13 protein-coding genes, 1 other RNA gene and 1 pseudogene are annotated in these 17,783 nt (G+C 26.8%); 11 read left to right on the plus strand and 4 right to left on the minus strand.

Annotated elements, in window-relative coordinates:
* Positions 1-44: 44 nt before the first annotated feature.
* Positions 45-2,291: a hypothetical protein gene (locus tag VBM91_RS02875; protein WP_323188443.1), complete on the minus strand. Its 2,247-nt coding sequence runs from the start codon at positions 2,289-2,291 to the stop codon at positions 45-47.
* A complete protein-coding gene (locus VBM91_RS02880; protein WP_323189221.1) occupies positions 2,284-4,848 on the minus strand; it encodes a S8 family serine peptidase in 2,565 nt (854 codons plus the stop codon). The genes VBM91_RS02875 and VBM91_RS02880 overlap by 8 nt, the downstream gene beginning before the upstream one ends.
* A 275-nt stretch (positions 4,849-5,123) precedes the next feature.
* On the opposite strand from VBM91_RS02880, the gene dnaE reads away from it, so the two are divergent.
* From dnaE to VBM91_RS02925, 9 genes are all read left to right on the plus strand, one after another.
* Positions 5,124-8,039, plus strand: coding sequence for a DNA polymerase III subunit alpha (gene dnaE, locus VBM91_RS02885; RefSeq protein ID WP_323188441.1), 2,916 nt, complete (start codon positions 5,124-5,126; stop codon positions 8,037-8,039).
* Positions 8,032-8,943, plus strand: coding sequence for a 5'-3' exonuclease (locus VBM91_RS02890; protein WP_323188440.1), 912 nt, complete (start codon positions 8,032-8,034; stop codon positions 8,941-8,943). Before dnaE ends, VBM91_RS02890 begins: the two co-directional genes overlap by 8 nt.
* Entirely contained in the window at positions 8,924-9,487 is a 564-nt protein-coding gene (locus tag VBM91_RS02895) for a dephospho-CoA kinase (protein WP_323188439.1), read from the plus strand. Before VBM91_RS02890 ends, VBM91_RS02895 begins: the two co-directional genes overlap by 20 nt.
* 59 nt (positions 9,488-9,546) lie before the next feature.
* Complete coding sequence (locus VBM91_RS02900) at positions 9,547-10,509, plus strand: hypothetical protein (protein WP_323177405.1); 963 nt, start codon at positions 9,547-9,549, stop codon at positions 10,507-10,509.
* A 15-nt stretch (positions 10,510-10,524) separates the two neighbouring features.
* A complete protein-coding gene (locus tag VBM91_RS02905; RefSeq protein WP_323177404.1) occupies positions 10,525-11,433 on the plus strand; it encodes a hypothetical protein in 909 nt (302 codons plus the stop codon).
* A gap of 7 nt (positions 11,434-11,440) precedes the next feature.
* Entirely contained in the window at positions 11,441-12,289 is an 849-nt protein-coding gene (gene fmt / locus VBM91_RS02910; protein ID WP_323177403.1) for a methionyl-tRNA formyltransferase, read from the plus strand.
* 74 nt (positions 12,290-12,363) lie between these two features.
* Positions 12,364-13,236 (plus strand): cytidine deaminase, encoded by an 873-nt coding sequence (gene cdd / locus VBM91_RS02915; RefSeq protein ID WP_323188438.1) that lies wholly within the window; start codon positions 12,364-12,366, stop codon positions 13,234-13,236.
* A 2-nt stretch (positions 13,237-13,238) separates the two neighbouring features.
* Entirely contained in the window at positions 13,239-14,120 is an 882-nt protein-coding gene (gene era, locus VBM91_RS02920; RefSeq protein ID WP_323188437.1) for a GTPase Era, read from the plus strand.
* 165 nt (positions 14,121-14,285) lie between these two features.
* A complete protein-coding gene (locus VBM91_RS02925; protein ID WP_323188436.1) occupies positions 14,286-14,876 on the plus strand; it encodes an FMN-dependent NADH-azoreductase in 591 nt (196 codons plus the stop codon).
* 61 nt (positions 14,877-14,937) lie between these two features.
* On the opposite strand, the gene rnpB is transcribed toward VBM91_RS02925, so the two are convergent.
* Positions 14,938-15,215: RNase P RNA component class B (gene rnpB / locus VBM91_RS02930), an RNA gene on the minus strand.
* A gap of 153 nt (positions 15,216-15,368) precedes the next feature.
* Here rnpB and VBM91_RS02935 point away from each other — a divergent pair.
* Positions 15,369-16,016, plus strand: coding sequence for a chromate transporter (locus VBM91_RS02935; RefSeq protein ID WP_323189222.1), 648 nt, complete (start codon positions 15,369-15,371; stop codon positions 16,014-16,016).
* Positions 16,016-16,669 carry a chromate transporter gene (locus VBM91_RS02940; RefSeq protein ID WP_323188434.1) on the plus strand — a complete coding sequence of 218 codons (654 nt, stop codon included), beginning with the start codon at positions 16,016-16,018 and terminating at the stop codon, positions 16,667-16,669. Before VBM91_RS02935 ends, VBM91_RS02940 begins: the two co-directional genes overlap by 1 nt.
* Before the next feature lie 55 nt (positions 16,670-16,724).
* Here VBM91_RS02940 and VBM91_RS02945 read toward each other — a convergent pair.
* Positions 16,725-17,629, minus strand: a pseudogene (locus VBM91_RS02945) (SPFH domain-containing protein).
* Positions 17,630-17,783: the final 154 nt, after the last annotated feature.

Here is a 17,783-nt window from a genome sequence, read left to right on the forward strand (position 1 = left end):
AGCAATTATTACAACTGAAACTGTAATTATTTGCTTGTATTTTTTTAATTATATTTAAGAATGCCGATTAATTCATTGAGAAATTCAATTGTTCTATCGATTTGGTAATTAGTTTTAGATTTAACATCATCACTAAAATAATTGTTTTGATTTTCTGTTAATTTTAATCATTCATTAAAATTAATATTTTTAGCAGCATAATTTTTCAAATGTTTGAAAAACTTATGATTTGAACTTTTGTTGTTCCTACTTGTCTCGATTACATTTTTAATATGTTGCAATTGCTCAATTAATTCATAGAATTCGTTGTTATTATTGTTTGAATTCATCATTTCGTCAGCCGAGAAATATCTTTGCTTAATATTATTTATTTCATCTTCTGTAAATGAATATGAAATATTATATAAATTACCCAAATGCGAATAGTCGCCTTGTCTTATTTTTCTTTTGAAACCTTCCAACCCTGGTTCTTTTAAATATTCAACATTTTCTCCATAAGTAGATAAGTAATAAGATATTTTAAATCATTCCATATCTTCCTTAGTAAAGTCTGGTTTGCTCTGTATTTCAGCTCATATTTCTTTCATATCTTCAGATGACTTTTCAAGTAATTCTTTTGGTATTTTAGCTAAATCAATTAATTCTTCATAATGACTTAAACCTTCAAGATCCAAAATAGATGAAGGAAGCATTCAGTAAAACCTCAATATAAACTGACATATTCTCAAAAATTTATTCATAAAAGTTGAATAAATATTTTTAGGAGTTTTAATAAAAACCTTATTACCTTTATTATTTTTTACATATAAATTATTAAATGGATTTATATTAGAATTAGCAACCCAATTATCAATACCATCCTCTGGGTCATACCAAATTAAAATATCTTCATCAGGATTAAATCAATCAAGCGCAATTGATAAGGTTGTGATATTTTGGTTAAGATCTTCTAAACGCTTGTTCATTACATTATTATAGAATTGTGATTTTCTATTTTGTGGATTTTTGAAACCATTTGTATTTAGTGTATTTAAAGATCAAAAATTTGATTCTTCTCATTTTCTAGAGATATCATTTAAATATATGTTATTGTAATAATTTCAAAATTTAGTAGTAGCTCACTCTTTGACTCAAATATCACTTCTATCTACTATCCAATCAGGGAATATATTTCGATCATCTTTTTCTGAAGAATCTACTTCAAATTCTTTCTCAGACGGCATAAGTTCCAATACTTTTTTAATTATTTGAATAGCTTCATTTTTATTGAATTTGTAGTTGTTAAAAATCAATTGATCGAAAAAGTATTTTTTATTGTTTATTAAATCTACTTCAACCTTATTGCTTGATTCATTGCTTATGCTTAGTGAGTCTCAATAATTAATTGATCAAATATTTGCATTTTTAATTAATCTTAATAAATTAGGATCACTAATAAATTTATCTTCTTCATAGTTAAATTTTCAGAAATCTATAAATTTACCTGCTAATTTAACAAATTCTTCTTTTGTTTTACTATTTGTGGTTTCTGAAAATATTCTATTCACAACTTTATGGTTTAATGTTGTTAATAAGATATCAGAAAATCAAAATTGATCACTTCTGTTTTGGAAAATATCTTTTTCAAACTTAGATATAGAGTTGCCGAATGTTCATTCAAAATTTTTATAAAAATTCTTAAAAGACTTTAAGTTAATTTTAAATTTTCTGCTCAAGTTATATTTTTGAGTTTTTTCATTGCTTATTTTTTTAATTATATCCAACCCATTGTTTAAAATTGTTTCATTAAAATTAGTTTCAGCCATATACTGAGATAATTTAGATTTTAGTTCATTTAACTTTTCAATTTTAAATGATTCGTATTCAGATTTTGGTTGCTCTTTTTCTGTATTTGGATCTATTAATTGTTTCAATAACGCATATTTTTCTTCAATTGAATTTAATGTTGATGAAATCAAAAATTGAATTTTATTTCTTTCATTGACAAAATTGATCAACGATTCATTTTTATTATCATTGGAATTTGAGAACAACAAATTCTTTAAATATATAGATATATTTTCAATAATCTTTTTAATTTCTGTTTGAAGTTCATTTGTTTGATTAATTTCACTTATCAGCGAATAAGACTCATTAAAAAATTCTTCAGGTTTATATTGACCCCCTCATATTATCTTTTTTTCTTCTTTTGTGAAAAACTTACTTTCATCTTCTTCTGAACAGCTGACTGAAGAAATTAAGGGTATAAATAAACTAGAACCTACTGTTAATAATAAAAAAGCTTTACGCATCAGTTTCACCTGATATAGTTATAGTAAGTAATCCATCATTTAAAATTTTGTTTATTAATTTATATTTATAGTCAACTAATTCATTGTATTTTGCATGTGATTTCGGTTTCAAATAAACCTTTATTTTTTGAGCGTATTTCAAATCAGCTTCTTTTATTCTTATAAATTCTATCGTTGAATCTGTACCTTCGCTTTTTAATCAAGTAAATGGTGTTTTTTCTTTGACATCAATATTTGATCAAGTTCCAACTAATGAATCAATTTCAAGCTCAAAATCAAATAAATTAGTCAATTCTTTTTTTGCTTCTTTTAAATAGAAATCATCAGATATATTAACACCATTTTCACGATAATCGCGAGTATTGATATTAAAATCAAGCATATCTCAAGATAATATTAATCTCATATTCTTTTTAATTATTTTTTCACTAATGTCAATCTCTAAAATCTTTTTAATGGTATCTTTATTTTTTATTAATAAATCTTCATAAATATTTTTATTTTTCTTATTTTTATTAAAGTTAATTGTTAAACCTTTTTTATTTTCCTTTAATTTTATAAGAGGTACTTTTTCGTCATTTTTGCTTGGTAAATTAAGATATATCTTGTTATTTAGTGTGTCTCTCAATACATCAAAATTAACAGATCCAAATCCTGTCACAGATCTAGCATTGTTATCATGTAAACTTTGTATCGGTTCATCATTCATTGAATATATTAAATCAATGTCTTTCATAAAATTTGGTGTATATCCATAAGTTGGGTAGTTATCAGTATAGAATGATGATGAAGCCAGGGCTGCTCTCAATTCTCTTATCTTTATTTTACCTGGTTTTTTATTCTCTGAAGCGCAATATAACCCTACCAAACTGGCAGCTAACGGAGTTGCGAAACTCGTTCCTCTTAAACCAATGAAATTCTTCTTATAAATATGAATCAAATATTTTGAATAAGGTGAGTCAAAATAGTAGATATTTTTATTACCTATTTCAGAGCCATAATTAACAATGAGTGGAAAATCACTAATATCAAAAGCTCCTTGGTCAGAGAAATTCATAAACTCTCCTTTTCTATCTATCGCACCAACATATATTGCATTATGTGCAGTTTTAATAAATCCAAAACTTTGTTGATCCTTAAGATTGAAATTCATTTTTCAACGTAATTTTCAATTATTTTCTCACTCATTTGTATATGTATTTATATATCTTAATAAAAGATTTGCTCTTTCATAATTTCCTGCTGAAATGAAAAACTTCACATTATATTTATTTGCATATTCATCTATCATTCCACTTAACTTAGAGTAATGTCATCTATTTCTATCTAATGAAAGTACTTTTTCTATGTAGTTATTTCTATATCCTCAGTTATTAAAATCATTCTTGTTATCAAAATAAGTGAATAATGGATGTCCTGGATACATAAGAGCAAGTTTAAATGGATTAAATTTGTGTTTATTATTTTGGTATATTTCAAATAGAAATTCATGTTTCAAGTTCATTAATGTCTTTTTAAACTTTTCAAATTCTTCAGGACGTTCCTTTTGAAAAGTATTTGAATGTCACTTAAATTCAGTACAAATTTTTCAAAATTCATCCAGATTTTTATATTTAGGTTTTTTAGCAGTATCATTTTCATCTGGTTTTGTTAGATTTTTCAAAAACTCTTTATAAGCTGTACTGTTATACATTAAGCTTTGTAAACCAACACTAATATTAATAATGTTAACTTTAGATGCAAGCATCTTCTTTATAATTAAATCAAGTGATTTTAAATCAGAATAAAAATGATCGTCTGAATATTTTTTTCATTCATTCGTTCTTAAATCAGGGTTCGCTATTCTAACAACTTCATTTTTCTTATAATCATAAAATGCAACATTTCTAGAATCATTATAATAAGTGAAACTATTTAAACTAGCACTGTGAATTTCTGCATTTTTTAAAATACCAGAATCACCAGCTATTAAATTAGAAATTTGTGTAGAATGTGAATTGAAAAATTCATATAGTATTCTTTCAGAGAACTTCATATTGTTAGTCGAATCAGAATTTCTAGAAACATTATCACTTATATTTTTAGATAATGCTTTTTTTAGGGAGTCATAATTACCATCAATTATATTATTACCAGTTACAACATCAACTGCTAACCTTTCTTCGTTATGGTTTCCTCTATAAGTTGGTAAATATAACTTCACTTTTTCAGGTCGACCCAAAAATAGGTAGGGATTAACAAAACCTAGATCAATAATACCAATCTTGATTTTTTCTGTATTCTTTACCACTTCTGGATTGTTAATATAATTATCTATTCCCATTTTTTTATGAATATCTGAAAATAATGTCTTGCTAAAGGGTCTTAATTGATCATTAAATACTTCCAAACATTTTAAGTATTTTTTTAATTCCAATTCTTTTTGTTCTTCTCTAATTTCTGCAATATCACTTGTATTTGCACTTATAGAAAACGCACCACCAATTCCAATTGATGTAAGTGATAACCCTAGAAATAATTTCTTAAACTTATTTTTAATTTTGCTAAATTTAAACATAGTCACCCCTGACTGACATTTTTAATTTTTAAAATGTCTATATATCTTGATTGTACTCCTTATTAATCTTAATATCTTATTTTTATGTAATTTTTTATAAAAAACTTTATTTTTCATATTTTTTTACACATTTTGCTTTTAAAATTCAAAAAATTGATTTTATGAACTCAAAAAAATAAGTGATTAATGAAATTTTTATGAATTTAGTAGATATATTCAATTAAAAAAATCAGGTATTTTCTGTTAGTTTAATAAAAGAAAAATATAATTTAAATATGAAAAAAATATATCTTCACACAAACACTGAATATTCATTTTTAAACTCTGCTATTAGAGTTGAAAAACTCATTAAATTAGCAGTTGAAAATAATTTAGAATTCTTACCTTTAACAGATAAAGAAAACTTATATGCATTGCAATATTATTGAGATATGCAAGATAAGTTTAATATCAAACCGCTTATTGGTATTGAACTTGATTTATCACAAGGATTTACTGTTATTGCATTAGCTAAAAACAATAATGGATACACTTTTATTAATCAACTTATTTATGCTAAATCTGAAGGTAAAGAAGTTTCATACTATGAACTTGATAATTCAGATATTTTCATTATTGACCATCAATACCTAGGACATAGGGCTAAAGGTATTGCAGTTGATAAATATTTAAGTAATTTTTATTTAAATAATAAAACTCCACTTGAATATCAAACTGTCTATGCACCAGCTAAAAAAGTTTTAAATTTTGAGGATAATGAAATCCTCAGAGTTATTCAAAAAATTGGTTCAATTAACGAAGAAACTCAAACATATAATGAATATTTAGATGAAGAAGATTGAGAAGATCTTCACGAAGATGTATATAAAAATATGTTATACATTGCACAAAATTGCAATGTTTCTAAACCTAATAATTCAATTAAATTAGCTAAATTTTCAGACAATGCAGCAGCAGAATTTAAAAAATTATTAATTAATGATAGAACTAAAGAACTTATTTACAAATTCGGTGAAGATGTTGTTGTAAATAGAGTTAATTATGAGATTTCTGTTATTGCTAAATTAGGTTTTATTAACTACTTTTTGATTATTCAAGATGCAATTGCTTGAGCTAAGAAAAATAAAATTGAAGTAGGACCTGGTAGAGGTAGTGCTTCTGGGTCAATTATTTCTTATATATTAGGAATCACGGATATTAATCCACTCGAATTTGGATTGCTATTTGAACGTTTCTTAAATATTGACAGAGTTTCTCTTCCTGATATTGATATTGACATTCAAGATAACAGAAGAAATGAAGTTTTAGAATACATTAAAAATAAATATGGAGAAGAAAATGTTGCTCTAATTACAACATTTCAAACTTTAGCACTAAAAAACAGCATCAGAGATGTTGCCAGATACTTAGATGTACCACTTTCAGAAGTTGAAAAAATTTGTAATGCAATTAAGTCAACTGACTTAAGTCTTGTTGATGCTTATGAAACTAATCCAAAATATAGATCATATGTAGATAAATATCCTAACTTACACGAGTATGCTTCAAAAATTGAAGGCTTACCAAGACAAATCGGAACACACCCTGCCGGTATTATCGTTTGTGACCAACAAATTAATAAACTTATTCCTACAATTTACAATAATGGGCTAATTCAACAAGTTCAATTTACATTAAACCATTTAGAAAAATATGGTCTTATTAAAATTGACTTTTTAGCTCTTAAGAACTTAACTATTCTTAAAGAAATTGAAGATTTATTAGAACCTGAACAGACTTTTGAAAAAGTCATAGGAGATAGTTATTCAGTTCAATTAGAAGATAAAACTAAAAAATTACTTAATAACACACATACAAATGGAATTTTTCAACTTGAATCAATAGGAATGCAAAGAACAATTAAGGAAGTTAAAATTGATTCATTTGATGATATCTATGCAATTGTTTCGTTGTTTAGACCTGGTCCAATGGAATTTATTGGTACATATGGTAAAAATAAACAAAACCATAACAGAATCGAAACAATTCATCCACTATATGATCAAATTGTTAAACCTACATTTGGAATTATTGTTTACCAAGAGCAAATTATGCAAATTGCACAGCAGGTTGCAAATATGTCTTTTGCTCAAGCTGATTTACTTAGAAGAGCAATTTCTAAAAAAGATGAAAAGCTATTACATAGCTATAAAGCTGAATTTTTCAAAGGTGGATTACAAAACAATATTTCTATAGACTTATTAGAAAAAATTTATTCAAATATTGAAAAATTCGCTGCTTATGGATTTAATAAATCACACGCTGTTGCTTACTCATTAATTTCATATAAGTTAGCTTTCTATAAAGCGAACTACCCACTTATTTTCTATAAAGTGTTAATTTCGAATTCATCATCAGACCAGCAAAATATCAAAAAATACACTGTTGAAGCTAGTGATCAAGACATAAAAGTTCAATCACCTGAAATTAACAATTCATCAAATATGGTTGAAATTGTTGATAATGAACTTTATTTACCATTCAATATGATTAAAGGAATTGGCGAAAGTGCTGTTGAAAAAATACTTGAAGAAAGAAATCAAAATGGTCAATATGAAAACTTTATAGTTGCATATCTTAGATTAAGAAATTTAGGAAACGTAACTGAGTCAAATATTGAAACACTTATTAAAGCTAATGCATTTAGAGAATTTTATGGAATGCAAACTTTATTAAATGGACTAATCATTTGCAAGCAACTTAATGATTTATTTGTTGCTTCATATAAGAAAATTGAAGGCGACAAAAAACAACAACTCCAAGAGTTTATAAAAATGCAAAATATTGAGCAAATTGAATTTGAACTCATACCAAGTGATTTAAATGAACAAATTCAATATGAATCTCAATTATTAGGAAGCATTTATAACTTAAATTCAAATATTTCAAACAAACACAATACATTAACATTAGATCAGCTTACAGATCAATATGAGTGAATTGAAGTCATGTTAACTAAAGTGACTAAGGATGCTAAAGGTAGACCTAGATTATCAGTAACAGATTCAACAAAATCTGTAACAGTTTTTGGTTTCAATAATAGAGCTATTGAAATTCTTAATGATACAAGACCTAGAAAAATATTGATTTTAATCAAAATTAGTAAAGGATTTTATAACTTTAGTGATTGAAAAGAGGTAGATAATGGATAAGAAAAGCTTACATTTATTAGTTGATGGAAACTACTTAAGTTTTCAATCATTTTATGCAACATATTATGGAAATCCTAATGACATTTTAAGAAGTTCAACAGGTTTCCCTACTAATGCAATCAACTTATTCTTCCATCAACTTCTCAAAATATTCAACCAATTTAATCCAACACACATTTTTATAGCTTTTGATAGTCAAGGAAAAACTTTCAGACACGAAGCTTTTAATGAATACAAAAGTGGTAGAGCTTCAGCTCCATCTGAATTATTTGTCCAAATGGACAAAATTAAAGAAATGTTAACTCTTTTAGAAATTCCTTGAAAAGAGCAAACCGGTTATGAAGCTGACGATTTAATCGGAACTTATGTTAAAAATGTCGCTCAAGGAGAAGAGAAAATTATCTTTTCAAAAGACAGAGACTTACATCAATTAATTCATGAACACACATCAGTTATTATTAAGAGACCTAAAAAAAATAAATTTGATTTATTAACATTAGATATTTATCCTGAAGAATATGGAATTTATCCAAATCAAGTTCCTGATTATAAAGGTTTAGCAGGAGATAGCAGCGATAACTTACCAGGTATTAAAGGTATTGGAGAAAAAACTGCTATCAGTATTCTTGATAAATACAAAAGTTTCATTAATTTATATGAACAAAAAGATACTTGAGCTGATAATTTTACAAAATCAATTATTACAAAATTAGAATCCGGATATGACCAAGGGCTATTCTGTTATAAAATGGCTCAGTTATATACAAATGTTCCAGATTTTAATGAGTCAAAAGATAACTACTTATTAAAACTTAATCTACAAAATGCAATGTCTATTCTTGATGAACTTGAATTAGTTAGATTAAAAGAAAGTATGCTAAATTATGATAGCAATAGTAGGTAAAATTTGCTCTGGTAAAACACACTTTTTAAATACTGCAAGAGAATTAGGTTACAAAACATTAAATCTTGATGAATTTGTAAACGATTTATATGAAAAAAATACTGATTTTATCAACAAAATTAACAATAAAATCGGTAGTTTTTTAATCAAAAATAATCAAGTTTGAAAACCGTTTATTAAGCAATGGGTAAGTTTAAATCCAAATAACTTAAAAATACTTGAAAAGTATGTTTTTGAAGTAATTTTTGAGCACCTTAAAGCAAATCAGTACGATTTTGTAGAAATACCAATTTTATATACAAAAATAGTCGATTTTTCAATCTTTTTCTCTACAGTCTATCATATGCAAATAGATGAAGAAAATAGGACAAAATTCTTAAAAATTAGGGGTGTGGATAACTTTACAAAAGAAATTTTAGACAACCAAAACAACTACAATTGAGACACAAAAGATTTTTTTAGGTCAAAAAAGGTTGTGCATATCCCTATTAATATTAGAGATAGTAAAGAAAAAATAAAAGAATTTTTGGAGCTAAAAAAATAAGTAAGTAAAATTAGAGTACCAAAAATTTCAAACACAAGAAAAAACAGGAGGAAGCACCGATGATTTATCAATATTTCGCAGTTGAAAAAGTTAACGAAATAACAATGGAGGACCTTAGTAATTTACGTGAATTTTACGGTCCATTTTTAGGTGCTGACCCTGTTTTTCTTTACCAATATTTATTAGATATTGTTAAAGATAGCAAATACAAAAGAAGTAGCTATGATTTTTTAACTCTAACTACATTCTTAAATATGCACGAAAACAGATTAAATCAAGCTAGATTACAACTTGAAGCCGTTGGTTTAATTGATACTTTAAGAGATGATGAACAAAAAATCACTATCTTTAGTATTCAAAAACCACTTAATGCAGCTGGTATTAAAAATAACCATTTAATTTCAGAAATGTTGAAATCTAAAATCGGTGATACATACTTCAAAATTAAAGTTAATAATAGATTGAAAAAATCAAACATCATCGAAACACCACACATTCAAGATGTTTCAGCAAGTTTCTTTGATGTATTTAATAATGAGAATGAGCAAGCTCAATATCCAAAGAATGAATTTGTTGACAATTTAATTAATTTAGGTAAATTAAGACAACAAAATGCCGATTTTGCACCAGTTGATTTTTCTATGTTAGAGCCTATTAGTTTATTAAACGAATATAAGTATTCAAATAAATATGAAGCTTTAATTAAATTAAGCACAAGAGATTTCTATAAATCAATTTCATATGGTTTCAGAAATGAAAAAATTGAAAACAAATTAGATGAATGAATTAGCAAATTTACTGATTCAAAAATCATTAACTATGTTTTATATATTTCTAAAGAAAAATCTTCAACTCCTAACGAGTGATTTAAACATGCAAACTCAATGATGGTTGAAATTAAAAATGCAGGTCTTATGAGATTCGACACAATCGAAGCTTATTTTGATGGAAAATTTAAAGATAAAAAAGAACAAAAAATTTTCCATGAAAAAGAAGCTTTCAAGAATGCACTTAAACATTAATTGGAGACTTAATTAATGACAAACAATAATCAAAATCTAGATTGAAGAATTTTTCTAGATAAAAACTTGAAAATAGATCCTGCACAGATTATTGCTGATATCAAGAAAAAAGAAATATTAGCACAACTAATAGATGAATTAAATATCTCAGATAAGGAAATTTGAGATTATTTTGTTCATTTAATTGATTACTATAAGCAAAGAACTATCGATAAAAATCTACCTATTAGAAATTATTTTTTAAGAGATGAAAATGGTAAATTGCAGTTAGTCAGAAAAATAGCAAATAATGATGAAGGTAGAAAATTAAGATTAGAAAATCACTTAATTTTCACAGACATCAGTGAACCAATTAATGATGAAGTTATTGAAAATGTAGTTATAAATGATGAAGACTATATTGACTTACACAAATATGTAGAAGAGTTAAAGGTAAAATTAAAAGAACACAATGAACTATCAATGAAGGGGCTTTTAATTTCTGGAGTAAGAAAATCTCAAAGAAGTAATTTACTTTCAAGAATCGCAAATTCTTTTGCATTAGATAACAAAACTGTTGCTTACATCAATATAAATGATTTAGACCAAGAGATCAAAAAAACATTTGATAAGAAAAACTCAAATGACATTGATTTTATTAAAAAACAGCTTAGTGAAGTTGATTTGTTAGTTTTAGATGAAATTGGACTTAAAAACTTAAGTATTTGATTCTGAGATTCAGTAATTATGGAAATTTTAGAACAAAGATCAATCAATAATAAAATTACTTTCTTTGGAACATACTTTACATCTGAAAAAATGTTTACACACTTAAAAGAAATTAATGAAAATAGTAAATCAACAACTAAATTAACTGAACAAATGCTTACTAAAATCGTTGAAGTTATGAGAGAGCTAATTTACAAGGAAATCTCAATCGGATAGGAGAAAAATGAATAAAACGAAAATTTTATTAGCAGGAACACCGGAGTTCTCGGTTCCTATTTTTGAGGAAGTTATCAAAAACTTTGACGTTGTAGGAATTGTTTCGCAGCCTGATAAACCAGCAAATAGAGGTTATGCACTTTTACCTACTCCTACAAAATTATTAGCTCAAAAATATAACATTAGACTTTTTCAACCTGAAAAAATCGGACAAATTTATGACGAACTTAAAGAATTAGATTTTGATATCTTACTAACTTGTGCTTTTGGTCAATATGTTCCTGAAAAAGTTTTAGCTCTTCCGAAATTAGCTTCAATTAATATTCACGGTTCACTATTACCTAAATATAGAGGTGCTGCACCTATTCAATATTCACTTCTTTATGGAGATAAAGAAACCGGACTTTCATTAATGTATATGACAAAACAAATGGACGCAGGTAACATTATTAAAATGGTTTCAATTCCAATTGAAGACACAGACACATCTGATACATTGTTTGTAAAATTATCAAAATTAGCTACTGAAAATATCACAAAATGACTTGTAGACTATGTTAAAGGTGATTTTAAGGAAATTGTTCAAGATGAAGAAAAAGTCATTTTAAGTCCAAAATTATTAAAAGAAGATGCACTCATAACAAGCGATTTATCAGTTGAACAAGCATTTAATAAAATCAGAGCATTCTCATCGAACCCGGGTGCTTATGTTATTTTAGATAACAAAAGAGTCAAAATTTATTATGCTACAAAACACAAAGTTCCAAATGGATTACCACTTCAATTCACTGACGGAAAGCTATGAGCAGTTGATTATCAATTCGAAACTAAAAAACGTATTAAATTAAATTACTAAACTTGATTAATTTTCAAGTTTTTTTATTTGCTTCAACTAAATATGTTTACATATTTAAAGTATAATTATAAAGTATGAAAAAGACAAAAATATCATTGACTATTAATTCAAAAATTAAAGATGCAATTATTTTTGAAAAAGAAATGAAGCAAATTATCAAAAATTTTGCAGAATACTTTGGTATAAAAAAACAAATCATTGTTGATGTTTCATTAGTTTCTCCTCAAAAAATTAAGAGATTAAACAAAGAATACAGAAACAAAGATTATGTAACTGACATCCTTTCATTTGGATTTGATGATAGTTCTATGTATGACGAACTTCCATTTATTCATCTGGGAGAGTTAGTTATTTGTTGAAACAAAGTTGTAAGACAAGCAAAATATTTTGGACACTCAATTAAAAGAGAATTCTGCTACTTATTCACTCACGGATTAGTCCACTTAGCAGGATATGACCACGAAATTGAAGAAGAAAGAATTCAAATGAATAAAATGGTTGATGATATTTTTAATCCTTTAAAAATAACAAGGAAAGAAGGTACAAATATGACATTTGAAAAATTAAAAGATTTACTTAAATATACTTATACACCATATTCAAAATTCCCAGTAGCAGCAATTTTGATCGGAGAAGATGGGAAAGAATATTATGGAGTTAACGTTGAAAACGCTGCTTATCCATCAGGTTTATGTGCTGAAAGAAGTGCTATGTTTGGTTCAGTAGCATACGGTGGAAAAGTTGGAACATTTAAAGAAATTCACATTATTAGTGGAAAAAATGAAATCATTAGCCCTTGTGCTGGATGTAGACAAGTTATGACTGAATTTATGCCTCTTGATGCAAAAGTTTACCAATACAGTAATGATGGAAAACAATTAAGAGTTAACACAGTTGAAGAATTAGTTCCATACAGCATCAGAGCTGAAGAAATTACAATTAAATAATTATGAAAATATGTTTTGCAAGTATTTTAGGAAGACCAAACGTAGGTAAAAGTAGTCTTCTTAATGCTATTATCGGCTACAATGTTGCAATTGTTACTAATGTAGCTCAAACAACCAGAGACCAAATTACAGGTATCTATACAGAAGATGATTTACAAATCATTTTCATTGATACACCTGGTATCCATAAACCACAAAATAAACTTGGTGAAGCTTTAAACAAAAATGCTTATGATGCAACTAAAGACATAGATGTTCTTTTATTCTTATCTCCTGCTGATGAAGCAATTGGTAAAGGTGATGAAATGATTTTAGAAAAAATCAAGCACGTAAAAAACAAGATTGCTGTTATTTCTAAGATTGACAAAATTAAAAAAGATCCTCAAAAGCTACTTGATAAAATCAAAGAGCTTAAAGAACACGGTTTTGAAACAATTATGTCTACTGATGCAAACGATCCTAAATCAATTAGCGCTTTAATTAGTGAAATTGAAAAATACGCTTATGATGGTGAAGCTCAATATGATCCTGAATACATCACAGACAAATCTATGCGTTTTATAGCAAAAGAAATCATTCGTGAATCTGCAATTAATGAACTTTATGAAGAGCTACCTCACTCAATTGCTGTTGAGGTTCTAGAATTTGAAGAATCTGAAGATAGATTAGATATTGATGCAATTATCTATGTTAAAAAAGCTTCTCAAAAAGGTATGGTTATAGGTAAAAACGGTGAAAAAATCAAAAAAATAGGTACAGTTGCTAGAAAGAAAATTGCACATCAATTCGATATTCCTACCTCATTAACTTTAAAAGTTAAGATAGCTAAAAAATGAATCGATGATGCAGATGCGCTTGAAAAATTTGGTTACTCTACTAAATAATTTTTACAGTTGGTATTTGTTAATTAATGCCAACTTTTTATATTATTTTTGCGTTTTATCATACCTATTTTTAAAAGTTTGTTAAAATATAACTAATATAAAAAGTTATTTTTTAAGCTAAAAAATAACTAAATATTAACTTTTTATAAAATTTAAGGGGAAAATATGAAAAAAGTATTAATTTTAGATGGAAATCTTTTACAAAATGAAAAATCATACTCAACTAACATTTTAAATTACATTGAAGAAGCACTTAAATCAAAAGAAAATGTATTAATCGAAAGAGTGGACTTATCAACTACAAAGCTAAATGAACATTTTTTAACTAAGCAAACATTTACAACTTATTACACAGATGTTGAGTCAGATAGATGAATTCAAAAACTTAAAGAAACTGATTTATTAATCATTTCAAACCCAATGATTAACTTTGGACCTAGTGTCATAGTTAAAAATTTCATCGATGCTATTTCAGTTGCTAATAAAACATTTAGTTACAAATACTCAAAGCAAGGTGATGCAATTCCTTTATTAACTAACTTAAATACAGTTATAGTTTCAACTCAAGGTGCACCACAAGGTTGATACACTTGAGGCAATCACTCTGATTGATTAAAAGGAACATTTAAATTCTTAACAGGTAATGATTCGAAAGAAATTAAATACTTTGGAACAAAAGTTTCTCCAATTAATCAAACTGAACCAAATCACGTTGATGAACACATCAAAGAACAAGTAAATCAAATATTTAACTAATCCATCATTTGGTGGATTTTTTATATTAAATAAAAAAACATTCAGTTGCCTGAATGCTTGCATCTATAAGCCGTGTTCTGTCTAGGTCGACAATTTATCTAATGACTTAATGTCACTCCATTATTTTATTCAGTTCTAAAATAATGATTCCTCTACCAAAATTTGAGTTTCTAACTCGTGGAGTTTACCCGTTTCATATTTCTCGTCTCTGTGGCACTAGTCGTTTATACACATAATGCATAACCTAAGCTTATTTGGCTTAGCACGATCACTACCATCATCGCAGATGGTGTTAGCACGGACTTTCCTCTACATAAAATGCAGCTGTCGACTGATGCAAATATATAATAGCATTTTATTTATTTTATAGTCATAAAAAATCTTAAAAATTCTTAAATTCATCTGAATTAATGTGAAAAATCATTAAACTGTTATTATTGTTTAGTTATTTTGAAAAAACTATAAAATATTGCTAAATAAATAGGAGACATAATGAATAAAAATAAGAAAAAAGTTAGTTCTTGAGAATTATTTTGATTTATTATCAAAGTTACTTTTATTGGATTCGGTGGAGGTAATGCCCTTTTACCAGTTATTAAAAAAGAAGCAGTTGATAATAAAAAATGAATAACTAACGAAGAAATGGATGATATTGTAATTGTTACAAATATGCTCCCAGGTGCTTCGGTTATCCAAACACTTTCATATATATCTATAAGTCTTTTAGGTAAATTTAAGGGAACCTTAGTTACTTTATTTGGAATATTGCCTCACGTAATATTTGCATTTATTTTCTTAGTTATCTTGACTAGATACATACCTAGCGAGTACTTAAAAATAATTTCAGTCGGTGTACTTGTTTCAATTATTGCTTTTCTGATTGCATTTGCACAAAGATATATAAAGCAATCTAAACAATCACTCAAATTACCAGTTTGATTAATTATTATGCTCTTTTCAATTTGTGTTTCCTTGTTTGTTCCATCACCTTACAATTTACCAATTTTCTCAATTGTAATTATCTTATTTGTCTTTGCTGTAATTTTTTTAGTAAATAAAAAGCACTTTATCAATAAGCAATCATTAAATAAATCGCTTGAGGAAAATGGGATTACCTTCATTAAAAAAGGAGGTAAATAATGCTACTTACTGCTTTATTAGTTTGCTTACCTCTTTTAATTTTAATTTCGCTTTCAATCTTTGGTGGTGGTCAAGTTTTTATGCCGATATTCCAATGATTGTGAAACTTTTTAGCACAAGTTTTTGGAGCAAATATTGATGAAAATGCAATCAATAATGTGTTTGCAATTTCGAACACTACACCTGGTGTTGTGTCAACTAAATTTGCTTTTTTCACAGGTTACTTAGTTGCATCTGGTCAATGATGAGGTTATATAGCAGTTTTCTTAACTTATGTAATTTTTTGCTTACCAGCTATTATCATTATGGTAATTGCAATGAAGTATATTAAAAAATTTAAAACTAATACTTTCATTGCTAATATGTTGATCATTATGAAACCAATTGTTTCAGGAATAATTATTGCTCTTGCGATTCAATTATTCATCTCTATTTATGTACCTGAAATTTTCTTTAATTCATCTTCTAAAGGTTATGCAGGATGGACAAGCAATAATTATTTTGTGGGATACAAAAATATTCTGTTAAAAATCTATGTACCAATAGGTATTTTAGGTTCATATTACTTAGCTAAAAGAAGAATTTCTCTATTCTGAATTATTCTTATAAATATAGCAATTTCGCTTATCTTATTTGCTCCTTATGCTGGATAATTAAAATCAAAAAATGAACAGTGTTTTTAATAATTACACTGTTCATTTTTAATTTCTATTTGTTTGCTTTAACTTCTTCTCTAGAAGGTAAATCTAAAACTTCTTTTGCGACTGACATTGATTTAGCAACATCTGCTAAGTTAGGTGGAATAATGATTTTTGTAGCATGACCATTTGCAAGTTTTTCTAATTGTTCAATACTTTGTAATTGTAAGTATTCAGTTGAAATGTTTGCAGTTGTAATAAGTTCAATCGCTTGTTTCTTACCTGTCGCTCTTTCAATCATACTTTCTTTTTCTGCTTTTGCACGTAAGATTGTACTTTCATATTCCCCTTGAGCTCTAAGAATTTTACTTTCTTTTTCAGCGCTAGCTTCAAGGATTTGAGCTCTCTTGATACGTTCAGCTTGCATTTGTTTTGTCATAGCTTCTTGAACTTCTTTTGGTGGAATAATGTTTTGAATTTCAATTCTTTTTACTTTAATTCCTCAAGCATCTGAAGCTTCATCTAAGATTTTAGTTAACTTAGCGTTAATAATTTCTTGGATGTTAATGCTTCATCAAGTTCAAGTTCACCGATTAAGTTTCTAAGTGTTGTTGATGTTAAAAACTCAATAGCTAAAAATGGATCTTCAGCTCCATAAGCAAATAATTTTGGATCAAAGATTTTTAAATATACTGTTGTGTCTACTTGAATAGTAGCGTTATCTTTTGTAATAACATGTTGAGCAGGGTAGTCAAAAACTTTTTCCTTAAAGTTATTTTTAACTCTGACTTTATCAATGTAAGGAACCATAAAGTTTACACCCTTAGTCATTGTTTTCTTGTATTTACCAAGTCTTTCAACAATACAGAAGTTAGTTTCACTAACAATTCTCACTGAAAGACAACTTGTAATCACAAGCATTACTACGGCAAGCACTGCGACAATTATAATCACAGCAATAATAATACCTGACATATAACCTCCTTAATAATTTGGTTATTTTAATTATACTCCTTTGATTTATCTACCTTATATTATTCGAAAAGTTTGCTTAAAAATATGGAAAATTTACATAAAATTTAGGATTTTATTTTCGCAAAATAAAAGCACATAGAGTGTTTATCTATGT

It is taken from the genome of Mycoplasma sp. 2248 (genome assembly GCF_034863245.1).
GTDB lineage: Bacteria > Bacillota_I > Bacilli_A > Mycoplasmatales > Metamycoplasmataceae > Mycoplasmopsis.